This is a genomic window from Kiritimatiellia bacterium, from assembly GCA_018001225.1.
Taxonomy (GTDB): Bacteria; Verrucomicrobiota; Kiritimatiellia; order CAIQIC01; family JAGNIJ01; genus JAGNIJ01.
In genome coordinates, this window is the sequence record JAGNIJ010000033.1 from 24,587 (window position 1) to 51,101 (window position 26,515).

24 protein-coding genes and 1 tRNA gene are annotated in these 26,515 nt (G+C 67.1%); 14 read left to right on the forward strand and 11 right to left on the reverse strand.

Features of this window, described 5'->3' with window-relative positions:
- Positions 1-95 precede the first annotated feature (95 nt).
- Positions 96-170 (forward strand) — tRNA-Cys (locus KA248_11160).
- A gap of 60 nt (positions 171-230) precedes the next feature.
- Here the strand turns inward: KA248_11160 and KA248_11165 are convergent.
- The 11 genes from KA248_11165 to KA248_11215 form a co-directional block, all read right to left on the reverse strand.
- Positions 231-1,211, reverse strand: coding sequence for a cysteine synthase family protein (locus KA248_11165; GenBank protein MBP7830467.1), 981 nt, complete (start codon positions 1,209-1,211; stop codon positions 231-233).
- A 19-nt stretch (positions 1,212-1,230) separates the two neighbouring features.
- Entirely contained in the window at positions 1,231-2,196 is a 966-nt protein-coding gene (locus tag KA248_11170; GenBank protein MBP7830468.1) for a 2,3-diaminopropionate biosynthesis protein SbnB, read from the reverse strand.
- Between the two features lie 55 nt (positions 2,197-2,251).
- Positions 2,252-2,533 carry a hypothetical protein gene (locus KA248_11175; protein MBP7830469.1) on the reverse strand — a complete coding sequence of 94 codons (282 nt, stop codon included), beginning with the start codon at positions 2,531-2,533 and terminating at the stop codon, positions 2,252-2,254.
- 88 nt (positions 2,534-2,621) lie between these two features.
- The gene (locus KA248_11180) at positions 2,622-2,837 is read right to left on the reverse strand and encodes a DUF2892 domain-containing protein (GenBank protein MBP7830470.1); all 216 of its coding nucleotides are present in this window, start codon (positions 2,835-2,837) and stop codon (positions 2,622-2,624) included.
- Between the two features lie 65 nt (positions 2,838-2,902).
- Positions 2,903-3,193: a hypothetical protein gene (locus KA248_11185; protein ID MBP7830471.1), complete on the reverse strand. Its 291-nt coding sequence runs from the start codon at positions 3,191-3,193 to the stop codon at positions 2,903-2,905.
- Between the two features lie 79 nt (positions 3,194-3,272).
- On the reverse strand, positions 3,273-6,458 hold the full coding sequence (locus tag KA248_11190; GenBank protein ID MBP7830472.1) for an efflux RND transporter permease subunit: 3,186 nt from the start codon (positions 6,456-6,458) through the stop codon (positions 3,273-3,275).
- A gap of 3 nt (positions 6,459-6,461) precedes the next feature.
- Positions 6,462-7,508, reverse strand: coding sequence for an efflux RND transporter periplasmic adaptor subunit (locus KA248_11195; protein MBP7830473.1), 1,047 nt, complete (start codon positions 7,506-7,508; stop codon positions 6,462-6,464).
- A 93-nt stretch (positions 7,509-7,601) separates the two neighbouring features.
- The gene (locus tag KA248_11200; protein ID MBP7830474.1) at positions 7,602-8,915 is read right to left on the reverse strand and encodes a TolC family protein; all 1,314 of its coding nucleotides are present in this window, start codon (positions 8,913-8,915) and stop codon (positions 7,602-7,604) included.
- A gap of 179 nt (positions 8,916-9,094) precedes the next feature.
- Positions 9,095-10,375 (reverse strand): 2-oxo acid dehydrogenase subunit E2, encoded by a 1,281-nt coding sequence (locus KA248_11205; protein MBP7830475.1) that lies wholly within the window; start codon positions 10,373-10,375, stop codon positions 9,095-9,097.
- Between the two features lie 10 nt (positions 10,376-10,385).
- Positions 10,386-11,363, reverse strand: a complete 978-nt coding sequence (locus KA248_11210) for an alpha-ketoacid dehydrogenase subunit beta (protein MBP7830476.1) — start codon at positions 11,361-11,363, stop codon at positions 10,386-10,388.
- Entirely contained in the window at positions 11,356-12,342 is a 987-nt protein-coding gene (locus KA248_11215) for a thiamine pyrophosphate-dependent dehydrogenase E1 component subunit alpha (GenBank protein MBP7830477.1), read from the reverse strand. Before KA248_11215 ends, KA248_11210 begins: the two co-directional genes overlap by 8 nt.
- Before the next feature lie 167 nt (positions 12,343-12,509).
- On the opposite strand from KA248_11215, the gene KA248_11220 reads away from it, so the two are divergent.
- From KA248_11220 to KA248_11280, 13 genes are all read left to right on the forward strand, one after another.
- Positions 12,510-13,274 carry a WbqC family protein gene (locus tag KA248_11220; protein MBP7830478.1) on the forward strand — a complete coding sequence of 255 codons (765 nt, stop codon included), beginning with the start codon at positions 12,510-12,512 and terminating at the stop codon, positions 13,272-13,274.
- A gap of 131 nt (positions 13,275-13,405) precedes the next feature.
- A complete protein-coding gene (locus tag KA248_11225) occupies positions 13,406-15,274 on the forward strand; it encodes a hypothetical protein (GenBank protein MBP7830479.1) in 1,869 nt (622 codons plus the stop codon).
- Positions 15,271-16,497 carry a hypothetical protein gene (locus KA248_11230; protein ID MBP7830480.1) on the forward strand — a complete coding sequence of 409 codons (1,227 nt, stop codon included), beginning with the start codon at positions 15,271-15,273 and terminating at the stop codon, positions 16,495-16,497. The genes KA248_11225 and KA248_11230 overlap by 4 nt, the downstream gene beginning before the upstream one ends.
- Positions 16,494-17,354, forward strand: a complete 861-nt coding sequence (locus KA248_11235) for a glycosyltransferase (protein MBP7830481.1) — start codon at positions 16,494-16,496, stop codon at positions 17,352-17,354. Before KA248_11230 ends, KA248_11235 begins: the two co-directional genes overlap by 4 nt.
- Before the next feature lie 5 nt (positions 17,355-17,359).
- Positions 17,360-18,559, forward strand: coding sequence for a polysaccharide pyruvyl transferase family protein (locus KA248_11240; GenBank protein ID MBP7830482.1), 1,200 nt, complete (start codon positions 17,360-17,362; stop codon positions 18,557-18,559).
- Between the two features lie 4 nt (positions 18,560-18,563).
- On the forward strand, positions 18,564-19,826 hold the full coding sequence (locus KA248_11245; protein MBP7830483.1) for a Coenzyme F420 hydrogenase/dehydrogenase, beta subunit C-terminal domain: 1,263 nt from the start codon (positions 18,564-18,566) through the stop codon (positions 19,824-19,826).
- On the forward strand, positions 19,823-20,860 hold the full coding sequence (locus tag KA248_11250; protein MBP7830484.1) for a hypothetical protein: 1,038 nt from the start codon (positions 19,823-19,825) through the stop codon (positions 20,858-20,860). Before KA248_11245 ends, KA248_11250 begins: the two co-directional genes overlap by 4 nt.
- An 84-nt stretch (positions 20,861-20,944) precedes the next feature.
- A complete protein-coding gene (locus tag KA248_11255; GenBank protein MBP7830485.1) occupies positions 20,945-22,423 on the forward strand; it encodes a lipopolysaccharide biosynthesis protein in 1,479 nt (492 codons plus the stop codon).
- 137 nt (positions 22,424-22,560) lie between these two features.
- Entirely contained in the window at positions 22,561-23,700 is a 1,140-nt protein-coding gene (locus KA248_11260) for a DegT/DnrJ/EryC1/StrS family aminotransferase (protein ID MBP7830486.1), read from the forward strand.
- Positions 23,697-23,990, forward strand: coding sequence for a hypothetical protein (locus KA248_11265; GenBank protein ID MBP7830487.1), 294 nt, complete (start codon positions 23,697-23,699; stop codon positions 23,988-23,990). Before KA248_11260 ends, KA248_11265 begins: the two co-directional genes overlap by 4 nt.
- Before the next feature lie 168 nt (positions 23,991-24,158).
- Positions 24,159-24,749 (forward strand): polysaccharide biosynthesis/export family protein, encoded by a 591-nt coding sequence (locus KA248_11270; GenBank protein MBP7830488.1) that lies wholly within the window; start codon positions 24,159-24,161, stop codon positions 24,747-24,749.
- Between the two features lie 13 nt (positions 24,750-24,762).
- Entirely contained in the window at positions 24,763-25,962 is a 1,200-nt protein-coding gene (locus KA248_11275) for an outer membrane beta-barrel protein (GenBank protein ID MBP7830489.1), read from the forward strand.
- 20 nt (positions 25,963-25,982) lie between these two features.
- The coding region (locus KA248_11280) for a hypothetical protein (protein ID MBP7830490.1) at positions 25,983-26,515 on the forward strand (533 nt) is incomplete at its 3' end.

Here is a 26,515-nt window from a genome sequence, read left to right on the forward strand (position 1 = left end):
TGTTCAACGGGTTCCTCACAACGGCTCCGCTTTTCGCTGGAATTCTAGCCCTCGCCTGCTATGTTGTCTACGCGGTATTCATCCACCGGTCCAACGGCGCGGTAGCCAAGTGGTAAGGCGGAGGTCTGCAAAACCTCTATGCATCGGTTCGAATCCGATCCGCGCCTCCAATCCATAAAAAAAAACCCGCCGGGGTCCTGCGCCCCGGCGGGTGGAATTCCGCGGCCCGGTCAGGTCACGTACCGCTCTTCGGTCAGGTAGCGGTTCATGTGGTCGCACATCAGGGCAACCACCCTGATCTTCCGCCGCTTCGCCTTCTTGATCTCCTCCAGGGCAAAGTGGACGTTGGCACCCGCGGACACGCCGCAATAGACGCCTTCCTCGAGCCACAGGCGGTGCGTCATCTCGCGGGCAATGGTATCGGTGACCATGACCAGTTCGTCGATCAGCCCCTTCTCCTTGAGCATGCGGGAGACGATGCCGCCCTTGATCGGGGTGGACGGGAAATCCATGCCCACGTGCCAGGGCTCCTTGGAGCTGGCCGGCTGGATGCCGATCACCTTGACGCTCGGCACTTCCTTCTTCAGGACCTTCGCGATGCCGGCGAGGCTGCCGCCGGTCCCGATGGACTGCACGAACACGTCCAGCTTGCCGTCGGTCTGCTCGAGGATCTCCTGCGCGGTAATGTAATGGGCCTTGCAGTTGTCCTCGTTGCTGAACTGGCGCGCCCACCAGATTTTGCCGGGGTGGCCCGTCTCGTCCTCGAGGCAGAGCTGGCGGCCGGGCAATTCCACCTCGGCCCCGGCGATGCTTCGCTCGCGCAGGTGCTCGATGTCCGCCGGCTCCATCAGGCGCACCTCGGCGCCGACGTTCTTCATCATCTTCGACTTCTCCGCGCCGGCCTTGCCGGGCATGGTCTCGTAGATGGTGACGTTGTAGCCCAGCAGGCGGCCGACGGCGGACAGCGCGAAGCCGGTGTTGCCGGTGCTCGATTCGATGATCGTCGCGCCGGGCTTCAACTCGCCCCGGGCCGCCGCGCCCTGGATCATCTCCAGCGCGATGCGGTCCTTCAGGCTGCCGGACGGGTTCATGTATTCCAGCTTGGCCAGGATCTCCGAGCCGGTGCCCTGGGCGATCTTGTTGAGCCGGACCATCGGGGTGTTCCCGATCAGCTCCAGCACGCTGTCGTAGATCTTCTTCGGTGCTTGCATGTGCGCTCCGGGGTGCGGATTACTCCAGCTCCAGGCCGATCTTCATCGCCTTGGCCTTGTCCAGGTAGTAGCGGCCGGTGGCGACGTCGAACACCGCCATGCCCATCGGGTTGAACATCACGGCCTCGTTCCTGGGATAGGAGGCCATGGCGTTATGGCAGACGACGTCGGTGATGGCCTTGGTGTCCTCCTTCTTCAGCCCGCGCTCCTTGGCCATCATCTCGATGTCCGTCTTCTCGCGGCAGACCTCTTCCCAGTCGTCCACGATGATCGCCTTGGTATGGTCCAGGATGCTGGTCTTGTAGTCGCGGAGCGAGCAGTTGAGCTGCAGCGAGCCGGCCTTGGGCTTCTCGTCCACGTACGGGGCCTTGGAGACGGTGCAGGTGATGAAGATGTCCGCGTCCCGGTAGGCCTCCTGCCACGACTTGACCACCACGGTCTTGTCCTTGGCCGGGCCGTCGATCGTCGCCGGGTCCACGCCGCGGATGTCGAAGAGGGAGATCTTGCCGATCTGGTCCTTCATGATGTCGACGACCATCTTGTAGTGGTGCCGCCCGATCGGGCCCCAGCCCAGGATGGCGACGTTGGCCTTGGAGAGCGGCCGGGCCTTGAGGAAGTGGCGGATCATCAGGCCGGAGACCGAGGCCGTGCGCACGATGCTCAACAGCGCCGTGTTGATCGTGGCCACGGGCACGCCCGTGTCGGCCTCGTTCAGGATCACGACGCTGTGCGCGCGCGGCAGGCCGTGGTCGATGTTGGCCGGGAAGCTGGCGATCCACTTGATGCCGGCGAGGTTGATCTTGCCGCCGACGAAGGCGATCAGGGCGATGATCCGGTTCGTCAGGTCGCGGTAGCGCAGGTACGGCTTGATCGGCTGGACGAAGTCCTTCTGGTCCAGGCAGCGGACGGCGTCCTCGATGACGTTGATGGTCTCGTCCCAGTGAAACCCGATCTTCAGCAGGTCCTTCTCGTTCAGGTATAGCATGGCATTCTCCTCTTGTTTTGGTTTTACGATTCCGGGCACGCCGCCGCGCGGCGCGTCAGAAATTCTGCGGGATGAAGCCCTTCTTCTGGGGCTCGATGAACATCGAGGCCAGGCCGAGCTTCTTCATGCGCATGAAGTTTTTCCAGCGCTCCTCGCCGATGGCCGCGCGGATGGTGCCCGGCTTGAGCTTGCGCGCCGGGAACGAGGCGGACAGGGCCACGGAGAGGGTGTTGAGCCGCTCCTCCTTCGCGCTGGTCAGGGTCAGCTTGACCACGAACGCGCCGTCCACGGTCGGGCTGGTGAACCGGTAATCCTTGCCGATTTTCTCGACGAGCATGATACGTCCTCCGCTGTTCGGGTTCGCCCGCCCTCCCTTTGCGGGGAAGGCGGAAACCTTGAGAACATGGCGAAAGACGCCAACAAAGTCAACCTTGTTGCCCCGGACCCGTTTCACCGCAGGAGCGCAGGCCGAGCTTCTTCAGGATCGTTTCCGCCGGGCAGAAATGGGTGAACGCCGACTGGATCAGGTTGACGCCGACGAAGGCCGTCAACAGCAGCCACCACGGGCTGATGAAACTCAAGCCGAGGCTCAACAGGACCATCGTCCCGGCCATCACGCGCACGCCATTTTCAACGGTCATGGTGCACCTCCATCCACTGGGATCAACGTCCAACGCCCAACAACCAACGCCCAACATCCAACAGATTACATCACGGACTCGACCGGCAGGGCGAAGGCGCGGATGCCCTCGCCGGGGTACAGCCGTGTCTTGAAGTCCGACAGGGCCGCGACCAGTTCCTTTTCCTTGGCCGCCGGCACGGCGGTGAAAACCAGGACGGACTTCCCCGGCCACGCGTGCGTCCCGAGGTGCTTGCCCGTCGCGCCTTCGCCGATGACGTTGGTCAGCTCGGTGTAGGCGTGCACGTCGTGCCGCCCGATCAGTTCGCGGATCTCGGCCTGCCGCTCCTCGGGGCAGATGATCATCAGCAGTTTCATATTATTCCTTCACTTCTGTAGCTCCGGCGCTCCGCCGCCGGAGCTGTTTATCCGCCGGCAGAGCGGCGGAACTGCAGCTCTAGGCCGCCTTCTTCCTCCCGTACATCATGGCGTACACCACGGGAATCACCACCAGGGTGAAGGCCGTGGACACGAACAGCCCGAAGATGATGGACCACGCCAGGCCGCTGAAGATCGGGTCGAACGTGATCGGCCACGCCCCGAGCATCGTCGTGCCCGCGGTCAGGAAGATCGGCCGGAACCGCACGGCGCCGGCCTCGACAATCGCCTCCTTCAGGTTCTGCCCGCGCTCGGTCGCGCTGCGGATGAAGTCGATCAGGATGATGGCGTTGCGCTGGACGATGCCGCCGAGCGCGATCATGCCGATCATCGCCGTCGCGGTGAAGAAGACCGGGTCGGCATAGCCGCCGATGGTCTTGCCGGTCAGCACGTTGAGCAGCCAGAAGCCCGGCATGATGCCGATCAGGGTCAGCGGGATGGACAGCATGATCACGACCGGCAGCAGGTACGAGCCGGTCTCGTAGACCAGCAGCACGTAAATCGCCAGGAGGGCCGCCGAAAACGCGAGGCCCAGGTCGCGGAAGACGTCCAGCGTGATCTTCCACTCCCCCTCCCCGGTCCAGCTTGCCTCGATCCCCGCCGGCAGCGGGTTCTTCTTAAGCCACGCCTGCATCGCGAGCACGGCGTAGGCGGGGCCGCGCCCGGCCATCTCGGCGGTGACGTACACCACGCGCCGCATGTTCTTGTGGAAGATCGTCTTGTCGTACACGTTCTCCTCGAACCGGCCGATCTCGCCAAGCTGCACGCTGTTCCCCATCCGGCCCTTCACGGGCAGGGTCAGGAGGCGGGCCGGGTCGGACCGCTTCTCGCGGGGCAGGCGCAGGATGATCGGCAGCTCGTTCTGCTCGGTCGGCACGTGCACCGTGCCCGCCGGGAACCCGCTCATCGCCAGGCGCAGGCTGTTGACGACGTCCTCCGTCGAGATGCCGTTCAGGCCGGCTTTCGTGCGGTCCACGCGGAAGAACAGTTTCTGCTGGTCCGCCTCGACCGTGTCGTCCACGTCCACCACGCCCTGCTCCTCGCGGAGCCTCGAGCCGACCGTCTTGCCCGCCGCGATCAGCTCGTCGTAGCCGTGGTGCGGGCCGCCGTAGATTTCCGCCACGACCGTGGACAGGACCGGCGGGCCGGGCGGCGCCTCGACGATCTTGACCAGCGCGCCGTGCCGCGCCGCCAGCGCCTCAATGTCGTTTCGGATCCGCAGGGCGATGCCGTGGCTGGCCATCTCGCGCTGCTGGCGGGGCAGCAGGTTGATCCGCACGTCCGCGACGTTCGGCCCCTGCCGCAGGTAGTAGTGCCGCACGAGGCCGTTGAAGTCCATCGGCGAGCCCTCGCCCACCGTCGCGGTAAAATCCACGACCTCGGGCACGGTCCGAAGATAGTCCTCCAGGTCGCGCACGGCGGCGTCGGTCGCTTCCAGCGTGGCGCCCTCGGGCAGGTCCACGACGAACTGCAGCTCGTTCTTGTTGTCGAACGGCAGCATCTTCAGCGGCACCAGGCCGGTCGCGGCCAGGACGATGGAGAACACGAACAGGCCGCCCATCACGAGCAGCAGCAGGCCGCCCTTGCCGCGCGAATCCAGGAACGGGCGGACGAGCCGGTCGTACACGCGGAAGGTCGCCGTGGCCTTGACGTCGTAGGCGGACGCGCCGGCGGCCGGCTCCTTGAGCAGCTTGTTCGAGACCCACGGCGTGATGGCGAGGGCGACGAAGAGCGAGCTGATCATCGTCAGCGGCACGTTCAACGCCATCGGGGCCATGTACGGGCCCATCATGCCGGTGATGAAGAACATCGGCACGAACGACGCGATGATCGAGAGCGTCGCCAGCACGATCGGCGGCATGACCTCCTCCATCGCCAGGGCGACGGCCTGCAGCCGCGGGAAGCGCCGCAGGGCGAGGTGGCGGGAGATGTTCTCCACGCCGACGATCGGGTTGTCCACCAGCAGGCCGAGCGCCAGGATCAGGGCGAAGAGCGTCACCCGGTTGATCGTGTAGCCCAGCAGGTAGTTGAAGAGCAGCGTCAGCGAGTACGTGATCGGGATGGCCAGCCCGACGATCACGCCCTCGCGCCAGGTCATGGCCAGCGCGATCATGCCGACGACGGTGATCAGCCCCATGACGAGGTTCATGACCAGGTCGTTGACCTTCTCGTTGGCCGTCTCGCCATAGTTGCGCGTGATGCGGACCTGCACCTCGTCGGGGATGACGCTGCCGCGCAGGCCGGCCAGCGTCTGCTCCACCTCGCGCGCGACCAGCACCGCGTTGCTGCCCTTCTTCTTCGCCACGGCGATCGTCACCGCGGGGCGGGATTCCGCATCGGCCCCGCCCGAGCCGGGGCCGAACCCGATCCGGCTGTAGCTCGCGACCTCGTCCGCGCCGTCCACGACCTCGGCCACGTCCCGCAGGTAGACCGGCCGGTCGTGGTACAGGCCGACCATCAGGTGGCGGACCTCGTCCACGTTCTGCAGGAACGGCCCGACCTCGACGGCGATTTCCTCGTCCGCCTTGGCGAACGAGCCGCTCTCCATCTGGGCGTTGGAGATTTTCAGCGCGCCGGCGATCTCCATGGGCGAGAGGCCGTAGGCGGTCAGCCGCTCGGTGTCGAGGTACACGTGGACCACGCGCTTGCGGCCGCCGTGGATCGTGATGCGCGCGCTGTCCGGGATGCGCTGGAGCTTGCCGGAGACCTCCTCCGCCACGCGGTGGAGCGTGTCCGCGTCGAGCCCCGGCCCGTAGAGCGCCGCGCTGACGATCGGCACGTCGTCGATCTCGATGGGCTTGATCACCCAGCCCGCGATGCCCGGCGTGGTCTTGTCGATGTTCTGGAAGACCTTGTTGTAGATCTTGATCAGGCTTTCCTCGCGGTCCTCGCCGACGAAGAAGCGCACGGTGACCACGGCCATGCCCGGCCGGGACATGGAGTAGACGTATTCCACGCCGTCGATCTGGTAGAGCAGCTTCTCGAGGCGCGAGGAGACCAGTTGCTCGACCTCCTCCGCGCTGCCGCCGGGATACATCACCATCACGTCGGCCAGCGGCACGACGATCTGGGGCTCCTCCTCGCGCGGCGTCACGATCAGGGCCACGGCGCCGGCGGCGAGGCTGATCAGGATCAGCAGGACCGCCAGGTTGCCCTTGAGAAAGGCCTGGATGACCGATGAAAAGAATCCCTGCCGCTGTTCCATGGCTCAATCCTCCCGCCGGGGCTCGGCCAGGACCGTCTCGCCCGGCTTCAGCCCGGATAGAATCTCCACGTCGTCGCCGTATGCCGGCCCGGTCTTCACCAGCCGCCGGACGGCGCGCCCGTCCCGCGCGACCTGCACCCACTCGAGCTGGCCCGACCGGTACACCGCGCTCTTCGGGATCCGGATGGCCTCCCGCGCCTCCTCCTCCACCCACAGCCGGCCGAACGTGCCGGGCAGCACCTCGCCCGCGACGCCCTCGAGCCGGACCTTGACCTTCTGCGTGCGGCTGGACGGATCCACCTCGCTGACGATCTCCGCGACCTGGCCCTTGATGGTCCGCTCGGGGCGTTCCAGCGCGACGTCCACTTCCTGGCCGAGCGCCAGGCGATCGATCAGCCGGACGGGCACGGGCGCCTCGAGGCGCATCCGGGCCGGATCGTAGACCGCCAGCAGCGGCATGCCGGGGTTGGCGAGGTCGCCCGCCTCGATCCGGCGGTCCGTCACCACGCCGTGGATCGGGGCCACGATCTGCGCGTAGGTCAGCATGACCTTCACCTGGTCCACCTGCGCGCGGGCGGACTGGAACATGGATTCCGCCGCGGTCAGCGCCTGTTGCGTCGTCGCGTTCTTCTCGAACAGCCCGCGGGCGCGCTCGTACTCCGACTCCGCCCGCTTGAACTGGGCCTCCGCGGCCGCGAGCTGCTCGCGGATCTCGCGGTCGTCCAGCGTCACGAGCACCTGCCCGTTGGTCACCGTGTCGCCCGCGTGGGCAAACACGGCCTTAACATAGGCGGGAATCCGCGCGCTCAAGTTGATCTTCTCCTCCGAGGCCGTCGTGCCGACCACGTAGATCCGGGTCGCCAGCGGCTCGACCTTGACCTCCACCGTCGCCGCCCCCTCGGGCACGGCGATCCCGGCCGGCGCTTCCACGACGCCCGGGGGAACCTTCTCCGCGCAGGAACCGGCGGACCAGACGATGACCACGGCCAGCCCGACCACGCCCGCGACCGGGCGCCAGGCCTTGCCAAGAAACGATGTCCACTTGCTCATGGTGTGCTCTCCTTTTCTTAATCTTCATCACGGGCTCGCGGGAGCTCGCCCCTCCATAAAAAACAATTGGAGGGCGGAGCTCCTGCGACGCCGTTACAGCGATTCCGGTTTGATGTATTTCCCCGCCAACTTCCCCATCGCCCGGTCGAGGTTCGACCGCGCGGTGACGTAATCGTATTCCGCCGCCACGGCGCGGGTGCGCATGGCCGTGACGCCGACCTGGGCCTGCAGGAGGAGCGCGACGTCCGCCGCGCCCTGCTCGTACTGTTCCCGCGTGATGCGCAGCGCCTCGCGCGCGCTCTCCAGGCTCTTGCGGGTGACCTCCAGGCGCTCGTGCGCCTCCTTCGCGCCCAGGTAGGCCTGGGTCAGGTCGAGCCGGAGGTTCTGCTCCGCCTTCGTCTCCTCCGCCCGCGCCGCCTCGAGTTCGGCCCGCGCGGCGGCGACGGCCCCGCGGGAGCGGCGGCCGTCGAAGACGTTCAGTTCCGCCATGACGCCCGCGGTGTAGCTCTGCTCGAAATCGCTGGAGACGTCGCTGTCCCAGTCCGACGAGGCGAAGGCGTTGAAGGCCGGCCCGTACTCGCGCCGCGCTTTGCTCAAGGCCTGTTCCTTGATACGGACCATCCGGCGCGCGGCGGCCAGTTCGGGCCGGTTCTCCACGGCCGACGGATCGGGCGCGACGCACTTCTCCTCCGGCGGCGCGGCGCCCTCTTCCAGGTTCTCCTCCGTCACCAGGTCGCGGCCGATGGCCGTGTTGAGCGCGGCGACGGCGAGGTGCAGGCCGTGGCGCGCGCGGATCAGGTCCTCGCGGGCCTGGGCGAGTTGCGTTTCGAGATTCAGCACATCCGTCTTCACCGCGCTGCCGGCCTCGAAGCGGGCCTGGGCCGCGCGCAGGCTTTCCTCGATGCTGGCGACGGCTTCCTCCTGGACCGCGGCGAAGGCCCGGGCCTGGAGCGCGCCGTGGTAGCCGCGGGTGACCTCGTGGATCAGCTGGTTGCGCGCGGCGGCCAGCATTTCCTCGGTGGCCTCCGCGCCGAGCCGCGCCATCCGGTTGTCCGCCTCGCGCCGCCCGCTGTCGTACAGGCGCCACTTGACGGAGACGCTGCCGCGCAGGTTCTCCGTGTCGTCGGGCTCGTTGGGATTGAAGGCGGGGTCCTGCATGTTCAGCTGGCGCTGGTTCAGGGTCATCATGAACGCCTGGGGCGGATTGTCGCTGCGGGCGACATTCGCCGAGACGTCCACCCAGGGGTAGTACGCCGACCGCGCCTGGCGCTGCATGGCGCGCGCCGAGTCCACGCGGGCCTCGGCGGCCTGCAGGTCCGGGTTGGCGTCCAGCGCCGCGCGGATCGCCTCGTCCACCGTCACCGCCGGGGCCGACGCGGCCGCGCCCAGGACCAACAGTCCCGCCATCCGCCATCCATTTTTTCCGATTCGCCTCGCGCTCATCGCCGCTCCTTTCCGTATCCTGGCCCTTAATGTATCAAGCTATCATGATATGTCAATACCATTAAAATCCCTTTTCACGCTTTTTTAAAATGGCCCGGGCGTCCCGCCGGCCTCCGTCACGGCCGGGACGGCCGTTTCACTTTTCACAGCCGGTCGACGTTCAGCGCTTCCTCGGTCAGCGCCGCGGTGGCCTTCTCGATGGCCTTGAGGAACCGGCCGCCCTGCTCGCCGTCAATGATCCGGTGGTCGAAGCTGAAGCTCAAGTACAACTGGTCGCGGATCACGACCTGCCCCTCCATGACCACCGGCGCCTTGAAGACCGCGCCCATGCCGAGGATCGCGACCTGCGGCTGGTGGATGATCGGCGTGCCGATCAGGCTGCCGAACGAGCCGAAGTTGGAGATGGTGAACGTCGCGCCCTCGACGTCGGACCGCTTCAGGGCCTTGGCCCGGGCGACGCCGATCAGCCGGTTCAGGTCCTTCGCGACCTCCGGGAACGTCATGCGGTCGGCCTGCCGCACGACGGGCACCACGAGCGTCTCGTCCGCCAGCGCCACGGCGCAGCCGATGTTGATCTCCTTGCGGAGGATGATGTTCGTGCCGTAAATCGAGGCGTTGATCTTCGGGAAATCGCGCAGCACCCGGGAGGTGACAAACAGCAGGACGGCCGTGTAGGTCAGCTTGGCGTTGTACTTGTTGAAGAAATCGTCCTTGATCCGGTTGCGCAGTTCGACGATGTGCGTCATGTCCACGGCGTGCACCATCATCACGTGGGCGCTGGTGTGGATGGACTGGACCATGTGGTCGGCGATGGTCCGCCGCAGCGAGGTCATGGGCACGATCTCCCCGAGCTCGGCCAGGTCGTCCGCCTTGACCTCGGGCTTGCCGGCGAGGGCGGGCACGGACATCGCGCCGACGGGCCGGCGGGCCAGGTGCCGCAGCAGGTCGGTCCGCGAGATGCGCCCGTGGCGGCCCGTGCCGCGGATCGTCTGCAACTCGGCCATGGAGACGTTGTTCTGCATCGCCAGCCGCAGCACGTACGGGGAGAAGTAGTCGCGGCTGATCTCCGGCAGTTCCCCGCCGCCGTTGGGGGCGGGCGCGCCCGGGGCCGGTCCGGACGGCGGATAGGCCTTCTCGACCGACGGCGGAACGGCGGGCGCCAGGGCCAGGGCGTCGTCCGCGGCCTCGGACTCGATGAGGCCGATGATCTCGCCGGCGGCGGCGATTTCGCCCTCGCGCTTGAGGCAGGCGGCCAGCCGGCCGGCGGCCGGGCTTTCGACCTCGACGGTGGTCTTGTCGGTCTCGACCTCGAGCAGCTTCTCGTCCACGGCGATTTCCTCGCCGACCTGCTTGAGCCACTTGATGATGGTGCCCTCGGCCACGCTCTGGCCCATCTGCGGCATGAGGATCGGTACTTGTTTCATGGTCGGGTCCTCAATAGTCCATCAGTTCCACGAGCGTTTCGCAGAGCCGATCCGCGTCCGGCCGGTAGGCGCTTTCGAGCTCGGGGGCGAAGGGCACGGGGCAGTCGGGGGCCGTGACGCGCATCACGGGCGCGTCGAGCAGGTGGAAGGCGCGCTCCGCGATGAGCGCGGCGAGCTCGGCCCCGAACCCGCCCGTGCGCCAGCCCTCGTGCAGGATCAGCGCGCGGTTCGTCGCGGCCACGGCGGCGACGATCGTGTCCGAGTCGTACGGCTTGAGGGTGCGCAGGTCGACGACCATGACCTCGTGGCCCTCTTCGGCGGCCAGGCGCTCGGCGGCGCGCAGGGCTTCGTGGACCATCGCGCCGTAGGTCAGGATCACCGCGTCGCGGCCGGGGCGCGCGACCCGCGCGACGCCGAGCGGGACGGGATCGAAGGCCTCGGGGAGCATCTCCTTGACGTGGCGGTACAGGAACTTGTTTTCCAGATAGACCACCGGGTTCGGATCCATCACGGCCGAGAGCAGCAGGCCGCGCGCGTCGGTGGGCGTGGCGGGATAGACCACCTTGAGGCCCGGCATGTGGCAAAAGAAGGCCTCGAGTTCCTCGGAGTGGAACGGGCCGCCGCCGAACCCGCCGCCGCACGGCGCGCGGATGGTCAGGGGGACGGCGGCGCCGGTCCGGTAGTGCGTGGTCGCGGCGTTGTTGAGCACGTGGTGCAGGGCGGTCATGCCGAAGTCCACGAACTGCAGCTCGACGACCGGGCGCAGGCCCTGCGTGGCCATGCCGATGGCGGACCCGAAGATCGCGGACTCGCTGATCGGCGTGTCGAAGACCCGGTCGGCGCCGAACTCCGCCTGGAGGCCGAGCGTGACCTTGAACGCCCCGCCGAAGGCGCCGACGTCCTCGCCGTAGACGACGACCTCCGGCCGCTCGCGGAGCAGCCGGCGCAGGCCCTGGCGGATGGCCTCGAGGTAGGTGGTCTCACGCATCGGCGTAGACCCCGTGGGTGAGCGTCGCCGGGTCGGGCGCGGGCTCGGCGAGGGCCCGGTGGTAGCCGGCGTCCACCTCGGCCTGGCATTCCTGCCCGATCCGGTCGAACGCGGCGGCGGCCAGCGCGCCCTCCGCGGCCAGGCGCTCGCGGGCGAGGCGCAGCGGGTCGCGCGCGGCATACGACTCGACCAGTTCCTTCGGCACGTAGGCGCAGTCGTCGTGCTCGCCATGCCCGCGCATGCGCATGGTGTCGCACTCCAGCAGGATCGGCCGGGGCTTCTCCCTCATTTTCGCGAGCAGCTCGCGGGCGAGCCGGTGCAGGCCCACCGCGTCGTTGCCGTCGGCGACCAGCCCTTCCATGCCGTAGCCGGACGCGCGGTCGGCGAGGCGCGCGCACCGGTACTGGCTGGCGCTGGGCGTGGAATAGGCAAATTTGTTGTTCTCGATCACGAAGAGGACGGGCGCGTCGAAGACCGAGGCGAAGTTCAACGCCTCGTGGAAATCGCCCGTGCTGGTCGCGCCGTCGCCGATGTAGGCCACGCCGACGGCCGGGCGACCGAGCCGGCGCCGGGCCATCACGCCGCCGGTGACCACGGGGAGCATGGCGCCGAGGTGGGAGATCATGGCGTACACGCCGTTCGCGAGGTTCCCGTAGTGGACGTTCCCGTCGCGGCCGCGGGTCGGACCGGTCGCGCGGCCGAGGTACTGCCGGAAGATGTCGAGGACGGGCATGCCGCGGGCCAGGTGGACGGTCATGTTGCGGATGCAGGGCGCGAAGAGGTCGTCCGGCCCGCCGGCGCAGGCCGTCGCCGCGCCGATCGCCTCCTGGCCGATCCCGGTGTACACGCCGCCGAAGATCCGGCCCTGGTGGTAGAGCCGGACCAGCCGCTCCTCGGTCAGCCGGGCGCGCCACATGCAGCGGACCACGGCCTCCCAGTCCTCCCGTGGAACCGCCGTTTTATGGGTCGTCGATTTCACATCCAAGCTTGTGAAAAATAGCCCCTCCGCGCCGGAATTGCCAAGGCAAATCCAGAGCCCGGCATCCTCTTCGAGACTCCAGCCGCAGACTCGACAACCATGGCCGCGACGCTTATGATACTCTTTTCGGAAGGAGCGAGAATCCACCCGGCGGAGGGAGTGTTGACGTGCGACTGGCAGTCATGCAGCCTTACTTTTTCCCGTACCTCGGGTACTTCCAGCTCATAGCGGCTGCGAACAAATTCATCCTGTACGACAACCTGAACTACATCCGGCAGGGCTGGATGCACCGCAACCGCATCCGCCTCAAGGGAAACGGCCCGGTCTATTGTTCGGTACCGCTGGTCGGCGCCGGTTCGTTCGTCAAGATTCGCGACGTGCGCATCGATCCCACGCGCCGGTGGCCCGGCAAGTTCCTGGACCAGCTCTCGTTCAACTACGGGCGAGCCCCGTTCTTCAACGAGGTCTTTCCCGTGATCGAGCAGGCCGTGCAGCGGCATGCCGAACGCCTGACGGAAGTCAACCGGAACGGCATCATCGCCGTCGCCGAATTCCTGGGGATCAAGACGCTGATTTCGAGCGACATCACCCGCTACGAGGCGTTCGAGGCCGCGGTCCTGAAGCCCGACAGCGCTTTGATTCGCGCCTTGGGCGAGGAGATGGGGACCGGCGACGTCAAAACGCTGCGGGTACTGCACCTCTGCCGCCGCGAAGGCGCCGAGGTTTATATCAATCCGCCCGGAGGCCGGGACCTGTATTCCAAGGACGTGTTCCGGCGGAACGGCGTGGCCCTGCAGTTCCTCGAGCCGCGCCTTTCGCCCTATCCGCAGCAGGAGGAACCGTTCCTGCCCGGGTTGTCCATCCTCGACGTCCTGATGCACTGCGGGCGGGAGGGCGCGCGACGGCTCCTGGACGACTATACCCTGGCATAGCGGCTGGAGGGCGACGGGCCTCCGTCGCCGCGCGAAGGACCGACCCGCGCTGAAGTGGAGCCCGGGGTGGCCCCGGCCCTCCCGGTTTTTTACTGATGGCAATGCAAGGCGTTGTGTTAGGATTCGCCGGGGTGAACATCAACTTTTTCAGCCTGACGGTGTGCGTGTTCGGCGCGGCGTTCGTGCTGACGTACGTCCTGACGCCGCTGACCATCCGTCTTGCTTCCCGGCTCGGGATGATGGACCGGCCGGACGCCCGCCATGCCCACGCGCGCCCCACGCCGCGCGCGGGTGGGTTGTCGGTGTTCCTGGGCTTCCACGCGGGCTGCGCCGTCTGCCTCCTTCTCCTCGGCCCCCGTTTCGCCGGAGACCTCGGCCCGGCCTGGTGGCGGCGCTTCGCGGCCGTGTCTGCGGTGCTGCTCCTCGTGGGGCTGGCGGACGACGCGCGGAGACTGCGCCCGCTCGTCAAGCTCGCCGGCCAGGCCGCGGCAGCGATGCTCGCCTACGCGCTGGGCATCCGCTTCGGCGCAATGCTGCAAATCCCGCTGCCGCAGATAGCGGACCTGCTCCTGACCGTCGGCTGGTTCCTGGCGATCATCAACGCGTTCAACCTGATTGACGGGATCGACGGCCTGGCCGCTGGGCTGGCGCTGATCGCCTCGCTGGGGCTGATCGTTTCCCTGATTCTCCGGAAACAAACGGGCGACGTGGCGATGATCCTCTCGCTGACCGGCGCGTGCCTTGCCTTCCTGCGCTACAACTTTCATCCCGCCCGGATCTTCCTCGGCGACGGCGGGAGCATGTTCCTCGGGCTGACGATCGCGGCCACCGCCTGCAGCACGGCCTCGAAGAGCGCCCTGGTCCCGTCGCTCCTCGTGCCGCTGCTGGCCGTGGGGGTTCCGGTTTTCGACACCCTGCTGGCGGTCTGGCGGCGCGGCGTCCGGAAGGTCCTGCGCCCCCGCGCCGCGATCATGGAGCCCGACAACGAGCACCTGCACCACCGGCTCGGGCGCGCGGGCCTGTCCCAGCGGCAGGTCGCGACGCTGCTGTACCTCTTGAGCGCGGCCATGGTCATCGTCGGGCTGCTCATGATGACGTTCAGCTCGCACGTGCTGGGCATCTCGCTGACGGCGTTTGTCGGGGGCGTGTACGTCGTAGTCCGTCACTTGGCGCACGTGGAATTGTGGGACACCGGCACGGCGATCCTACGCGGCCTGGAGCGGCCCCCGCGCAAGACAATCGCGGTGCTGCTGTATCCGCTGGCGGACGTCATCCTCATGGCGGGGCTCCTGGCCGCCACGATCCATTTCTTTTCTGAAGCGCCGGAAGGCCGGTTCCTGGAACGCGTAGTGCGCGACTCCGTGGTCTGGGTGGGCATCCCGTTCCTGATCCTGATCCTGACGGGCACCTACCGGCGGGTCTGGACCCGCGCCGGGGCCGCGGAATTCGCGGTGCTTTTGGCCTCGCTCGCCGGGGGCCTGCTGTTCGCGACCGGGCTGGCCGACCTGCTGTTCGGGTATACCGCGCGGGATCTCGCGACGCGCCTGGCGGTCTATGGAGGGCTCGCCGTCGCCGCCCTGGCCGGATTGCGGGCCATACGACCGATCGTGCTGGACCTGATGGCCGGCCGGCGGCCGCCCGCAGCGGCAGGGCCGGCCCGCCGCCTGCTGCTGTACGGGGCCGGCGACCGCGCCATGCTGTTCCTGCAGGAACACGGCTACGCGGCCCTCGAGGGCCAGGGCCGCGAACACATCGCGGGCCTGCTGGACGCGGACACGAACCTCTACGGCCGCCTGATCCACGGGTACCACGTACTGGGCGGCATGGACTGGCTGCTCCAGGAAGCCGGCGCCGTGCCGTTCGACGAACTGGTTATCGCCGCGGACCTTGAGCCGGCGGAACGGGCGCGCTTGCTCGACATCGCCCGGCGGCGGGGCCTGGAGGTCAGCGAGTGGCGGACGGATCGGCGGCGGCTGGACGCGGGGGGAAGCCAACGATGAGCAAGCTGTCGTCATGCGGCCAGGCGCTCTTCAACGGGTTCCTGCAGGTCGCCGCCGGGGCCGCCGAGTATTTCCGGCCTTGGACCTTCGACGTCCCGCTGGCCATCCGCCGGGAAACCAGCGACCGCCTGCGCCGCGTCCAGCAGATGTACCTGAAGTGCGTCCGGCGCTTCGCCGAGCACTTTGACCGCTACCGCGACCTGATGCCGGTGCCCGACCGGGTCGCCGAGATCCTGGCCCTCTGCCGCCGCAAGCCGTACCGCCCCGGCACGTACCGCACCGATTTCGTCGTCGACGAGGCCAACCGGGTGCGGCTGATCGAGACCACCTGCCGGTTCGCCATGAACGGCTACTTCACCTCCGGGTTCTTCGTCCATACCCTGGCGGACCGCTACCTCGCCGGGCGGCCGGCGATCCGGAAGATCGACGAATACACGGCGTTTTTCGACCGGTACATGAACTACTTCGGACCGTTCGACCACGTGTGCCTGCTCAAGGGGGCCGACGACCGGAACGACACGAAGTTCGTCATCCCGGTTTTCGAGGCCGCCGGCTTCCCGGTGCGGGTCATCCGCACCCCCGATGTCCCCGCCCGCGTCGCCGAATTCCAGGGCGCGGCCGTGCTCGGCGAGCTGTCGCACGAGGAACTGTGCGGCCTGCCGACGGAAACCATCGAGGCCATCATCAACGCGAATTCGATGAACGACCTGCGCACCGTGTTCCTGATCCACGACAAGCGTTTCTTCGCGCTGCTGCACCAGGACGCGTTCGCGGGCGAGGCCCTGGCCCCCGCGGAGCTCGCGGAACTCCGCTCGTATGTGGTCCCGACGTACACGCGGCGGCTGAATCCCGACCTCTGGCGGCGGGCGCGCGACGACAAGGACGGCTGGATCGTCAAGCCGCACAACATGGGGAAGAGCATCGACGTGTACGCGGGATGCCTGACGGAGGCGTCCGAGTGGCGGGCCCTGTTCGACTCCGGCCGGGCGGACAATATGGTCCTGCAGGAATTCGTCCCGCAGCGTCGATTTCGGGGCGCGATAGGGGACAAGACCTATCACGACTACGTCGTCGGCACCCTGCTGTTCTTCGAGGACGGGTATTTCGGCCCCGGCATGTGCCGGGCCTCGTCGTTTCCCGTGACCAACAAAGTCGACGACCGCAAGGTCGCGCCGCTGGTGACGGAAGACATTTCCTGTTTGGACCCGGATACCATCGTATGACCCCACCCCTGGTCAGCGTAAAAGTGCCCACGTACAACCACGAGCGGTATATCGAGGCGTGCCTGGACGGCATCCTGGCCCAGAAGACGTCCTTCCCCTTCGAGGTGATCGTCGGCGAGGATGGCAGCACGGACGGCACGCGGACCATCGTCGAGACGTATGCGAAGGCGCACCCGGAGGTCATCCGGGTCGTCACCTCCGAAAGCAACATCGGGCCGGCGCGCAACCTCGCGCGTATCCGGGCGGCCTGCCGCGGCGCCTACGAGGCCATGTGCGAGGGGGACGATCTCTGGATAGACCCGCGCAAGCTTCAGCGGCAGGTCGACTATCTCGATACCCATCCCGACTGCGTGTACTGTTTTCACGACACGCTTTTCTACCGCGAGGATAAGGGCGCGCGGCCCCGGTACTACTGCCCGGCCAACCTGTCGGAGTTTCCGACGGTGGCCGACGTGCTGGAGCGTCCGCCCTTCACCGCCACGTCCAGCATCGTCGCCCGCCGGTCGTTTTTAGATTCGCTGCCCTCCTGGCGAACCCAGGTCCTGTGCAGCGACCTGGTCGTCCGCCTCTGGGGTCCGCACGCGGGATGCGTCGGCTACCTGAAAGAGGTCATGGCGCTCCGACGCCGGCACGCGGGCGGCCTCTCCATGCGGACCGGCCACCGGCGGATGGCGGAGGAGGCGATCAAGGCCTACCGCCTGTTCGACGAGGCCACCGGCGGCCGGTACCGCCGGCTCATCCGGGCGAGTATCGCCTTCGAACGGCACCACGCCTGGCTCGGTCCTCTCTGTTACGCATGGCACCCGGCCCGGGCGCTCGCCCGCTACCGGGCCTTCCAAACCGGCGCGGGATTATAAATTCCATGAAGATTTTCCTCGACGCTCTTTCGCGCGTCCCGACGGTGAGCATCGGGACCCAGGCGCTGATCATCGGCAGCCTGCAGATCCTCCGTCGCCGGTTTCCCGACGCGACGTTCGTGATGCTGACCAGCCACCCCGGCCAGGAGCGCCACTACCTCGACGCCACGGGCATTCCCATCGAGTACGTGCCGCGGCATCCCTCGCAGTGGGGCACGCTCCGGCAGTTCCGCGCCATCGTGCGGGGCGTGGACGCCGTGGCCTGCGCGTGGGGCGACGGCTACGTCGGAAAGCCGGCGTGGCGGATCCTGCAGAAGACGTTCCCCCTCCAGCAGGCGGGCATCCCGCTGGTCCTCGTCACCGCCTCGCTCGGCCCCTTCCGCGCGGGGCTCGACGCTTGGCTCGCCCGCCGGGCGCTCGCGCTGTTCGATCGGCTGACCGTGCGCGACCTGAATTCCCAGCGCCACCTGCGGGCGGCAGGCCTCTCCGATGTCCGCTGCCTGCCCGATACGGCCTTCGTGCTGGAGCCGGCGCCGGACGCCGCCGTGGATGAAATCCTTCGGCGCGAGGGCATTCCGAGCGGCGAGTCGCCCGTCGGCATCAATCCCAGCATCCTGCTGCACCACCGCTTTTCCGCCGTGAACGGACGGCCCTACCCGCCGGTCGTGGCGGCGCTGATCGAACACGTCCGCCGGGCCACGCAACGCCCGGTCCTGCTGATCCCGCACCAGATCTATCCCGCCGGCTTCCCCGGTCTGACGCCGGAAATCCGGCTCTCTTGGGACGGCGACGATCGCGCCGCCGCGGAGCTGGTGTTTCAATCGCTGGCATCCCGGGAAGGCGTGTACGCGCTCGCGGGCGATTACTCGCCGGCGGAGTACAAAGGCATCCTGAAGCGGTGCGAGCTGTTCGTCGGCGGCCGCATGCACGCCGTCATCAGCGCCGTGTCGGCGGGCACGCCCTCGGTGATCATGCAGTACAGCCACAAGGCGTCAGGCGTGATGGAAATGCTGGGCCTGTCGGACCGGGTGTGGGACATCCGCTCGCCGGAGTCCGCCCTGTCCGGTCTCGTCGAGCAGGCCTGGCGGGACCGGGTGGAGTTGCGCGCGCGACTCCGCGAGCGAAGCGGAAGGGACGCCGGGGAGGCCTATGGGCTCGGCGACGTGTTTGCCGAGGCCATGGAGGCGCGCCGCTCCAAGGCATGACGGCATGAACACAGCGCCGGCCAACATCCGCTCCGTCGTGGCGGCCCACCTCTGCACGGGATGCGGAATGTGCGAAAACGCCTGCCCCGGCGGCGCGATTTCCATGGCCCGGCGCCGCGGAATCTACGAGGCCGTCGTAACGCCGGAGAGGTGCACCGGGTGCGGCCTTTGCCGGATCGTATGCCCGGGCCCGGGCGTGGACCGCCTCCGGCTCGGCGACGCGCTGTACCCGGAAGACGCGAGCGATCCGGGCCTCGGCCGCTACGCGGCCTGCTACGCCGGGCACTGTGCCGACGACGCGACGCGGCGCATGGGATCGTCCGGCGGCCTGGCGACCGGATTGCTGGCCTGGATGCTGAAAACAGGACGGGTAGACGGCGCGGTCACGGTCCGATCCGTCCCCGGCTGGCCGCTCGAACCCGGGGCGGTCGTGATCCGCGATCCCGAGGACCTCCCAGCCGCCAGCGGCTCCCGGTATTGCCCCGTTCACTTCGCGAAGATCCTGCGGGAGGTCGAGCCCGGGCCCGGCCGCTACGCGTTCGTCGGGCTGCCCTGCCACCTGCATGCCCTGCGCAAGCTGCAGGAGGCCCGCCCGCGGTTCCGCGAGCGGATTGCCTGGGCGTTCGGCCTGTACTGCAGCGGGACGCGGACCTTCGACGCCACGGAGTACCTGCTCGACCGCATGGGGATCGCCCCGGCCTCCGTGGCCTCACTGGCCTACCGCCGGGGGAACGGCCTCGGCTCGCTGGTGGTGACCTGCGCCCACGGCCGGACCCGGAGCCGCGAGTATACCGACTACTATCCCGCCCTGCGCTCCTTCTTCATCCCGCACCGATGCGCCCTGTGTTCGGATCATTTCGCGGAACTGGCCGACCTGTCTTTCGGCGACATCCAGGTCCCGGAATTCCCGGACCGCCGGGCGGGAACCGGATCGGTCGTCGCCCGCGGACGGGGCCTCGGACTGCTGGAAGAGGCGGCGGCCGAAGGCGCGGTACGTCTGGCGCCGATCGACCGCGCGCGGGTGGTGAAGTCCCAGGCGGGCCAGCTCCGGCGCAAGAAGAGGGACGTGCCCGCGCGGCGAAAGCTATTCCGCCGGTTGGGCGTGCCCGTGCCGCGCGATGACGAGCCGGCGCCGCGGCCCGGCGTTCGGGATACGCTGGCCGCGTGGCGGGCCACCCTGATACTCTATGCTGAGCGCGCGATCGGGCGGCGGCGCTCGTTATGGTGGATCATCGACCGCCTGCATGGAGGAAAACGGGTTTCATGAAGGCGAGGATTCTGCCGGCCTTTCTGACTCTTCTGATCGCCCTGATCGCGGCCGGCGCCATCGGCGAGTGGATCGTGCGCCGGCTCGGCCTGGCCCCGCCGCTGCCGGAGCAGTTCAGGAATTACGCCTCCACGCCTGCCATGCCGTACGGACCGAAGCCGCATAGCCGCGCCAGCGGCCGGTCCTTCAAGGGCGAATTCGACTACGACTACCGGCACAACGCATTCGGCTTTCGCGACGGCGAACACGAGCTTTCGCCCCCCCCCGGCGTGCGCCGGATTCTCGGGCTGGGCGACAGCTTTACGTACGGCGTGGGCGCGGCGTTCGAGGAAACGTATCTCTATCGCCTGGAGCAGAACCTGAACGCGCGGGAGGAAAAACATCCCCGGGTCGAGATCATCAAGGCCGGCATCCCGCGGTACTTCCCGGAGCCGGAGCGCATCCTGCTGGAAAAGCTTGGTCTGCAGTTCCAGCCGGACCTGGTGATTGTCGGCTTCGTACCCAACGACGTGATCGACACGCTGTACGGCCTGGCCGCTGTCCGCGTGGATGCGTCGGGCTACCTGGCGCTGCGCCAGGCGGTGAACCTCGGCTCGTTCGGGCGCCGGCTGTACCGCCGGTCGCACCTGTGCCGGCTCGTGCTCTCGAAATACGTGGCGTGGCGCAACGACCGGTTCGAGCAGGGAGGCCGCGTAAACGAGGACCATGGGCCGCACGAGGCCAACTGGAAAAAAATCGAGGCGGAATACGGGAAGATGGCGGCCCTCGTCCGGGCCGCCGGCGCCGAACTGCTGATCGTGCATATTCCAAGAAAGGGCCCGTGGACGGAGTCGCACGAATACCCCGCGCGCCGGCTAGCGCGGTGGGCCGGGGCAAACGGCGTGGATTTCCTGGACTTGCTGCCCGCCCTGAAGGCCGCGGGGGATTCCGGGCCGCTGTACTACGCCAAGGACGGCCACTGCACGCCGGCGGGCTACGCCGTGATCGCGGAAGCCCTTGCACGCCACATCGAGGAAAAGAGCTGCCTTCGCTGAATTGGCCGCGGCCGCGCATGAAGACGATCCGGGCGCCTTTTTTTAAAGCGAAACTGCTATAAGAGTTCCAGCACAAGCCACGCCATGTCGCTCAAGGATAAAACCGTTTCCGGCCTGCTGTGGAGTTTTCTGGACGATCTGGCCCGGGGCGGCTTGCTGTTTGTCAGCGGCCTCTTTCTCGCGCGCCTGCTGCCCCCGCGCGAGTTCGGGCTGATCGGGATGACCACGCTCTTCATCGCCATTTCGCAAACCATCGTCAACAGCGGGTTCAACCAGGCGTTGATCCGGAAGCAGGACTGCACGCAGGCGGATTACTCCACCGTCTTCTACTTCAACATCGCGATCAGTGTGGCTCTGTACCTGCTGTTATATTTCGCCGCCGGCGGGATCGCGCGCTTCTTTCACGAACCCCCGCTCGAACCCCTCATCCGGGTGCTGGGCCTGACCGTCCCGATCGGCGCATTGGGCGTGGTGCAGCAAACCCAGGTCGTCAAGGAAATCAAGTTCAAGCTGTTGACCCGGATTTCGATCGTGTCGGCTGCGATCGCCGGGATGATCGGCATTTCCCTGGCGTATGCCGGCTACGGCGTCTGGAGCCTGGTCGCGCTGACACTTTCCCGAGCCGGGATCGAGCTGGCGCTGTTATGGTGGTGGAGCGCGTGGCGGCCTTCCCTTGTTTTTCACCGGGCTTCGTTCAGCGAGATGTTCGCGTTCGGTTCCCGCCTGCTGGCCAGCGGGTTGATCGGCACGCTGTACGCCCACATCTTCAACCTGATCATCGGGCGGTTCTTTTCGGCGGCGGACCTGGGGTATTACACCCAAGCCCAGGCCTTTCGCAACCTACCCTCCCAGCGGTTGACCGCCATCGTCCAGCGCGTGAGTTATCCCGTGCTGGCCACGTTGCAAGAGGAGGCGGCACGCCTGAAGGCCGCGTACCGCCGGATGCTTCAATGCTCCATGCTGGTCACCTTCGTGTTGATGCTGGGGATGGCGGCTAGTTCCGAAGCCCTGCTCCTCACCCTGGTGGGCGAGCCGTGGCGGCCCGCCGTCGTTTACCTGCGGCTCCTGTGCCTATCGGGTTTATTCTATCCCTTGCACGCTATCAATCTCAACATGTTCCAAGTACGAGGTCGCAGCGACCTGTACCTGAAACTGGAAGTAATCAAGGCGGTCCTGGTGGTGCCGGCCTTGGTCATCGGCATCTGCTGGGGCATCCAGACAATGATCCTGACCATGATTTTCATCAGCTTCTCCACGTATGTCCTGACCGCGACTTGGTCCAGCCGGCTCATCGGATATGGCGTCGGGGAGCAGGTCCGCGACATCCTGCCCTCCTTTGCCCTGGCCGCCTCCATGGCGGCCGTGGTGTACCTGTTCGGCCGGATAGTGCCCCTCGCCCCTCCACTCCAACTCGCCGCGCAGGTCGGCCTGGGCACCGCGTGGACGATCGGCCTGGCGGAACTCACCCGCATGGGCGGCTATCTCTACGTGAAGGATTTAGCGCTAGAGAAACTCGCGCGAGGTCGGAGTCCGCCCGGACGGAACACGCATGAAAAGGCATGAAAAGCAGGCGTTCCGGCCTGCAACCAGTACGGGTCCCGTGCTTGGCGATCGCCATGTTGTGATTGAAAAGAGCGCGCAAAGGCGCGAGAATGTCGGAATTTTATCGAGATAAAGGAACGCCGCGGGCCGGGGCACGCATGAGCATGAAGCCGTTCGACAAACCCGTCTATGTGACCAAGCCGTTCCTCCCCCCGCTGGAGGAATACGCGGCCGGCCTGCGGGCCATCTGGGACTCGGCCTGGCTCACCAACGGCGGCCCGGTGCTGGAGCAGTATCTCCGCGCCCTCGAGGAGTTCCTGGATCATCGGAACCTCTGCCTGTTCGTCAACGGCACGCTGGCGCTGCAGATCGCGCTGGACGGGCTGCAACTCAAAGGCGAGGTGATCACCACCCCCTTCACCTTCGTCGCCACGGCCCACGCCGCGGTGTGGAACCGGCTGCGGCCGGTGTTCGCGGACATCGAACCCGAGCACTACACCCTGGACCCGGCCGCCGTCGAGGCGGCCATCACCCCGGACACCTCCGCGATCCTCGCCGTCCATGTCTTCGGGCATCCCTGCCGGCTCGCCGCGCTCGCCGACATCGCGCGGCGGCACCGCCTGAAGCTGGTCTACGACGCGGCGCATGCGTTTGGGGTCCGGGTGCAGGGCCGCTCCATGGCGCATTTCGGCGACGTGACGATGTTCAGCTTCCACGCCACCAAGCCGTACCACTCCATCGAGGGCGGCCTGCTGGCCTCCGTCGACCCCGGCCTCAAGAACACGTTCAATCAACTCAAGAATTTCGGCATTGTGTCCGAGACGGAGATCGTCGGGCTGGGCACCAACGCCAAGATGAACGAGTTCCAGGCCTTGATGGGCCTGAAGAACCTGTCTCACATGGGCGCGATCATCGCGGGGCGCGCCCGGGCGGCGCAGGTGTACCGCGAAAGATTGTCGGGGGCGCCCGGCCTCCGCCTCACGCCCCCGCTGCCGGAAGACTGCGAGGCCAACCATGCCTACCAGCCGGTCGAAATCGTCGACGGCGAGAGCCGGCTGTCCCGCGACGAAGTGTACGAGGGCCTGAAGAAGTATAACGTATTCGCCCGCAGATATTTCCATCCGCTGCTCACCGATTGTTCGACCTATCGCGCCGCGCGGCGGGGCAGCGAGTTGCCGGTGGCGCGCCGCGTCGCGCGGCAGATCCTGACCCTCCCGATCTACCACGACCTCCCGGTCGAGAGCGCGCATCGCATTAGCGACATGGTCATCCATCTAGCGGCCGGAAACCCGGGATGACCAAGCTGGTTGAAAAAACCTTCCGGGCCGCCGCGTGGAATGCCGCCGGGACCTTCGGCGCCGCGCTGATCCAGAAACCGGCCGTGACCCGCGAGGACGAGTCCGCCGTCTTCCATTTCAACATGGTCATGGCCTTTCACCTGCAGGCGCTCAATCTCAACGTGCCGAAGGCCACGGGCCGCTCGGACCTCTACCTGCTGCCGGCCTTGCTCTTTCGCCGGCCCGCGCCTTTAGAACTGCTTCACCGCCTGTTCAAACGTCTTCATCCGAAGATTAAAACCTTGATATAAATAGCAAACGCATTAGGCTGCTTTCGATTGAGATGGTCCATGCAAGGCCGAACGGTTAGGATCACGGGAATACGATTCATGCGATGGGGGTGTGTTCTGGCCGCAAGTTTGTGCGTGGCCTTCTGGAGCGCGGGCTGCAAGACCCGCCGCGCCCGGAACAAGCCGGCCATGCCCCCCACTTCCGCGGCGGTCCGGCCCCCGAACCCGGCCCCCGCCCCTCCCGCCGACCAGGCCTTGATCCGCCCCGGGCTGATGGTGAACGTGACGGTCATCGTGGGCGGCAAGAAACAGATCGAGGAGGCCGGCCGCCGCGTGTCCGAGAACAGCACGCTGACGCTGCCGCTCCTGGGCTCGCTCTCCGTGGGCAACGAGACCCTGGATTCGCTGACCGGCCGCCTGACGGCCGGATACCAGGAATACTTCGTGAATCCCCAGGTGCTCGTGGAATTCGTGCGCGACGAGATGCCCGAGGGCATCTCCCCCTGGGGGCACGTGACGGTCATGGGCCGGGTCAAGCGCCCCGGCCGGGTCAACATTCCTCCGACGCGCGACCTGACGGTGAGCTTGGCCATCCAGCAGGCCGGCGGCTTCGATACCAGCGCCAAGGACACCGCCATCCTCGTCACGCGGCGCGACCCCGATGGCCGAACCACAACCCGGCAGATCAACCTCCGCGCGGTCGGCGTGCGCGGACAGGTGGAAAACGATATTGTGCTGAAACCGGACGACGTGGTATATATCCCCGAATTGGTTTTTTAGGAGGAAAAAAGCCGTGAGAAATCCAATCGTCATCACAGGCGTGGTGTTTTTTGCAGTCTTGGCGGCCGCGGCCTGGGGAGAGGCGGGGACCGGCATCCGTTCAGGGCCCTTCACGCTCTCGCCGGTCGTGGAAGTGGCCGCGGTCTACGACTCCAATATCGACCGCCTGTCCACGGACGAAGAGGACGCCACGTTCTTCGACGCCGAGCTCTCATTGAGCCTGGGCTACAGGGCCCGCGAGGTCGAGTTCAGCGGCACGGGCTTCCTGGGGCAGCGCTTCTACACCGAGGACGGCGACCGTGATTTTTCGACCGGCGGCGAGATCCTGTCGCTGCAGTACGGCTCCCGGGACCGGATCGCGATCGCGGTCCAGCAGTCCTACCGGAAGGTGGAGGACCTGGACACCTTTGGGCCCGACGCGGAGGTCGGCGGCATGGCGCCCGATGCCTTCCTCGACGCCGACGTCCGGCGGCGCCGCGAGATCCTCGAGGCCGGCGCGACCGTGGAGGCGACCCCGACCGACAAGCTGGATGTGAGCGCGGGCTATCGTTACAGCGAGACGGATTACTCGAGCACGAACCTGTTCGATCTCGACGGCCACGGCGCGCAGTTGGAGGCCGGGCACCGGCTGACGGACAAGGTGGCGGCGCTGGTGACGGTCATGGGCGGCATCCAGGAGAGCGAAGACGTGGATGACTCGTCGCAATACACCGCCGCCCGCCTGGGGCTCCGTATGCGGGGCACCGACCGGCTGAACTACAAGGCCGGCATCGGGTACCAGAACCTGGACCGCCCGGAGGGCCTGGATTCCGAGGACGGCTTCCACTACGACGCCCTTGCGTCCTGGGCGGCCACCGACAAGACGGCGGTCCAACTCGAGGGCCGAAACGGCATGCAGCTTTCTTCGATCCACCTCGGCAATGCCGTGGACTACTCCGTGGCCCGGCTGGGCGTCTCGTACCGCATGAGCTCTTCCATGGCCCTCACGGCCAGCGGCGTGTACCGGATCGACGACTACGCCGACCGGGTGCTGAACGAGGGCGAACTGGTCCACCGCAAGGACAAGGGCGCGACCCTTAAACTGCGCGCGGACTACAAGCTGCCGGCGAAGTACCTGCTCCTGTTTGTCGAGGGAAGCTACGAGAACGTGGATTCGACGATCCGGGACTACGAGGTGACCCGCGTGAGCCTGGGTGTGGACGTGGAAATCTGACCTCAACGAAGGAGTAAACAATGAGAACGATCCGTATTGCCGCCCTGATCGCCTTGGGCGCGGTGCTGACTGCGTCCGGCGACTTTGCTCCGCCCACGGACGAGCAGTTGTCCGCGGCCGCCGCATCGCCCGATACCGCACTGGCCGCGTTGTTGAAGGATGCCGGCGCAGAACAGGCCGCCGACGTGGTCCGGAGTGTAATCGAGAAAATCGCCAAGCAGGGTCTCGACGCCGCCGCACAGGCCGCCCGCCTGGCCGACGTGATTCGCATCGCGTTGGACGCGGTCCCCGCCGGTGAGCAGGAGGCTTTTGTCGCAGCCGTTGGCCGTGGACTGGCCGGTTCCGGGTTGCCGGAGGGCGTCATTCCCGACGTCCGCGCCGCCATTGACAGCCAGGCCGGCGAATCGCTCGCCATGTACTTCGACCAGGGCTTCGTAGCCGGCGGAGGGGGCGTGCCTTTCGTACTCCACCCTCAACCGCCCGACCCCGATGAGGACGAGGAGCCTCCGCCTCCACCTCCTCCGCCTCCGCCTCCACCTCCTCCGCCTCCGCC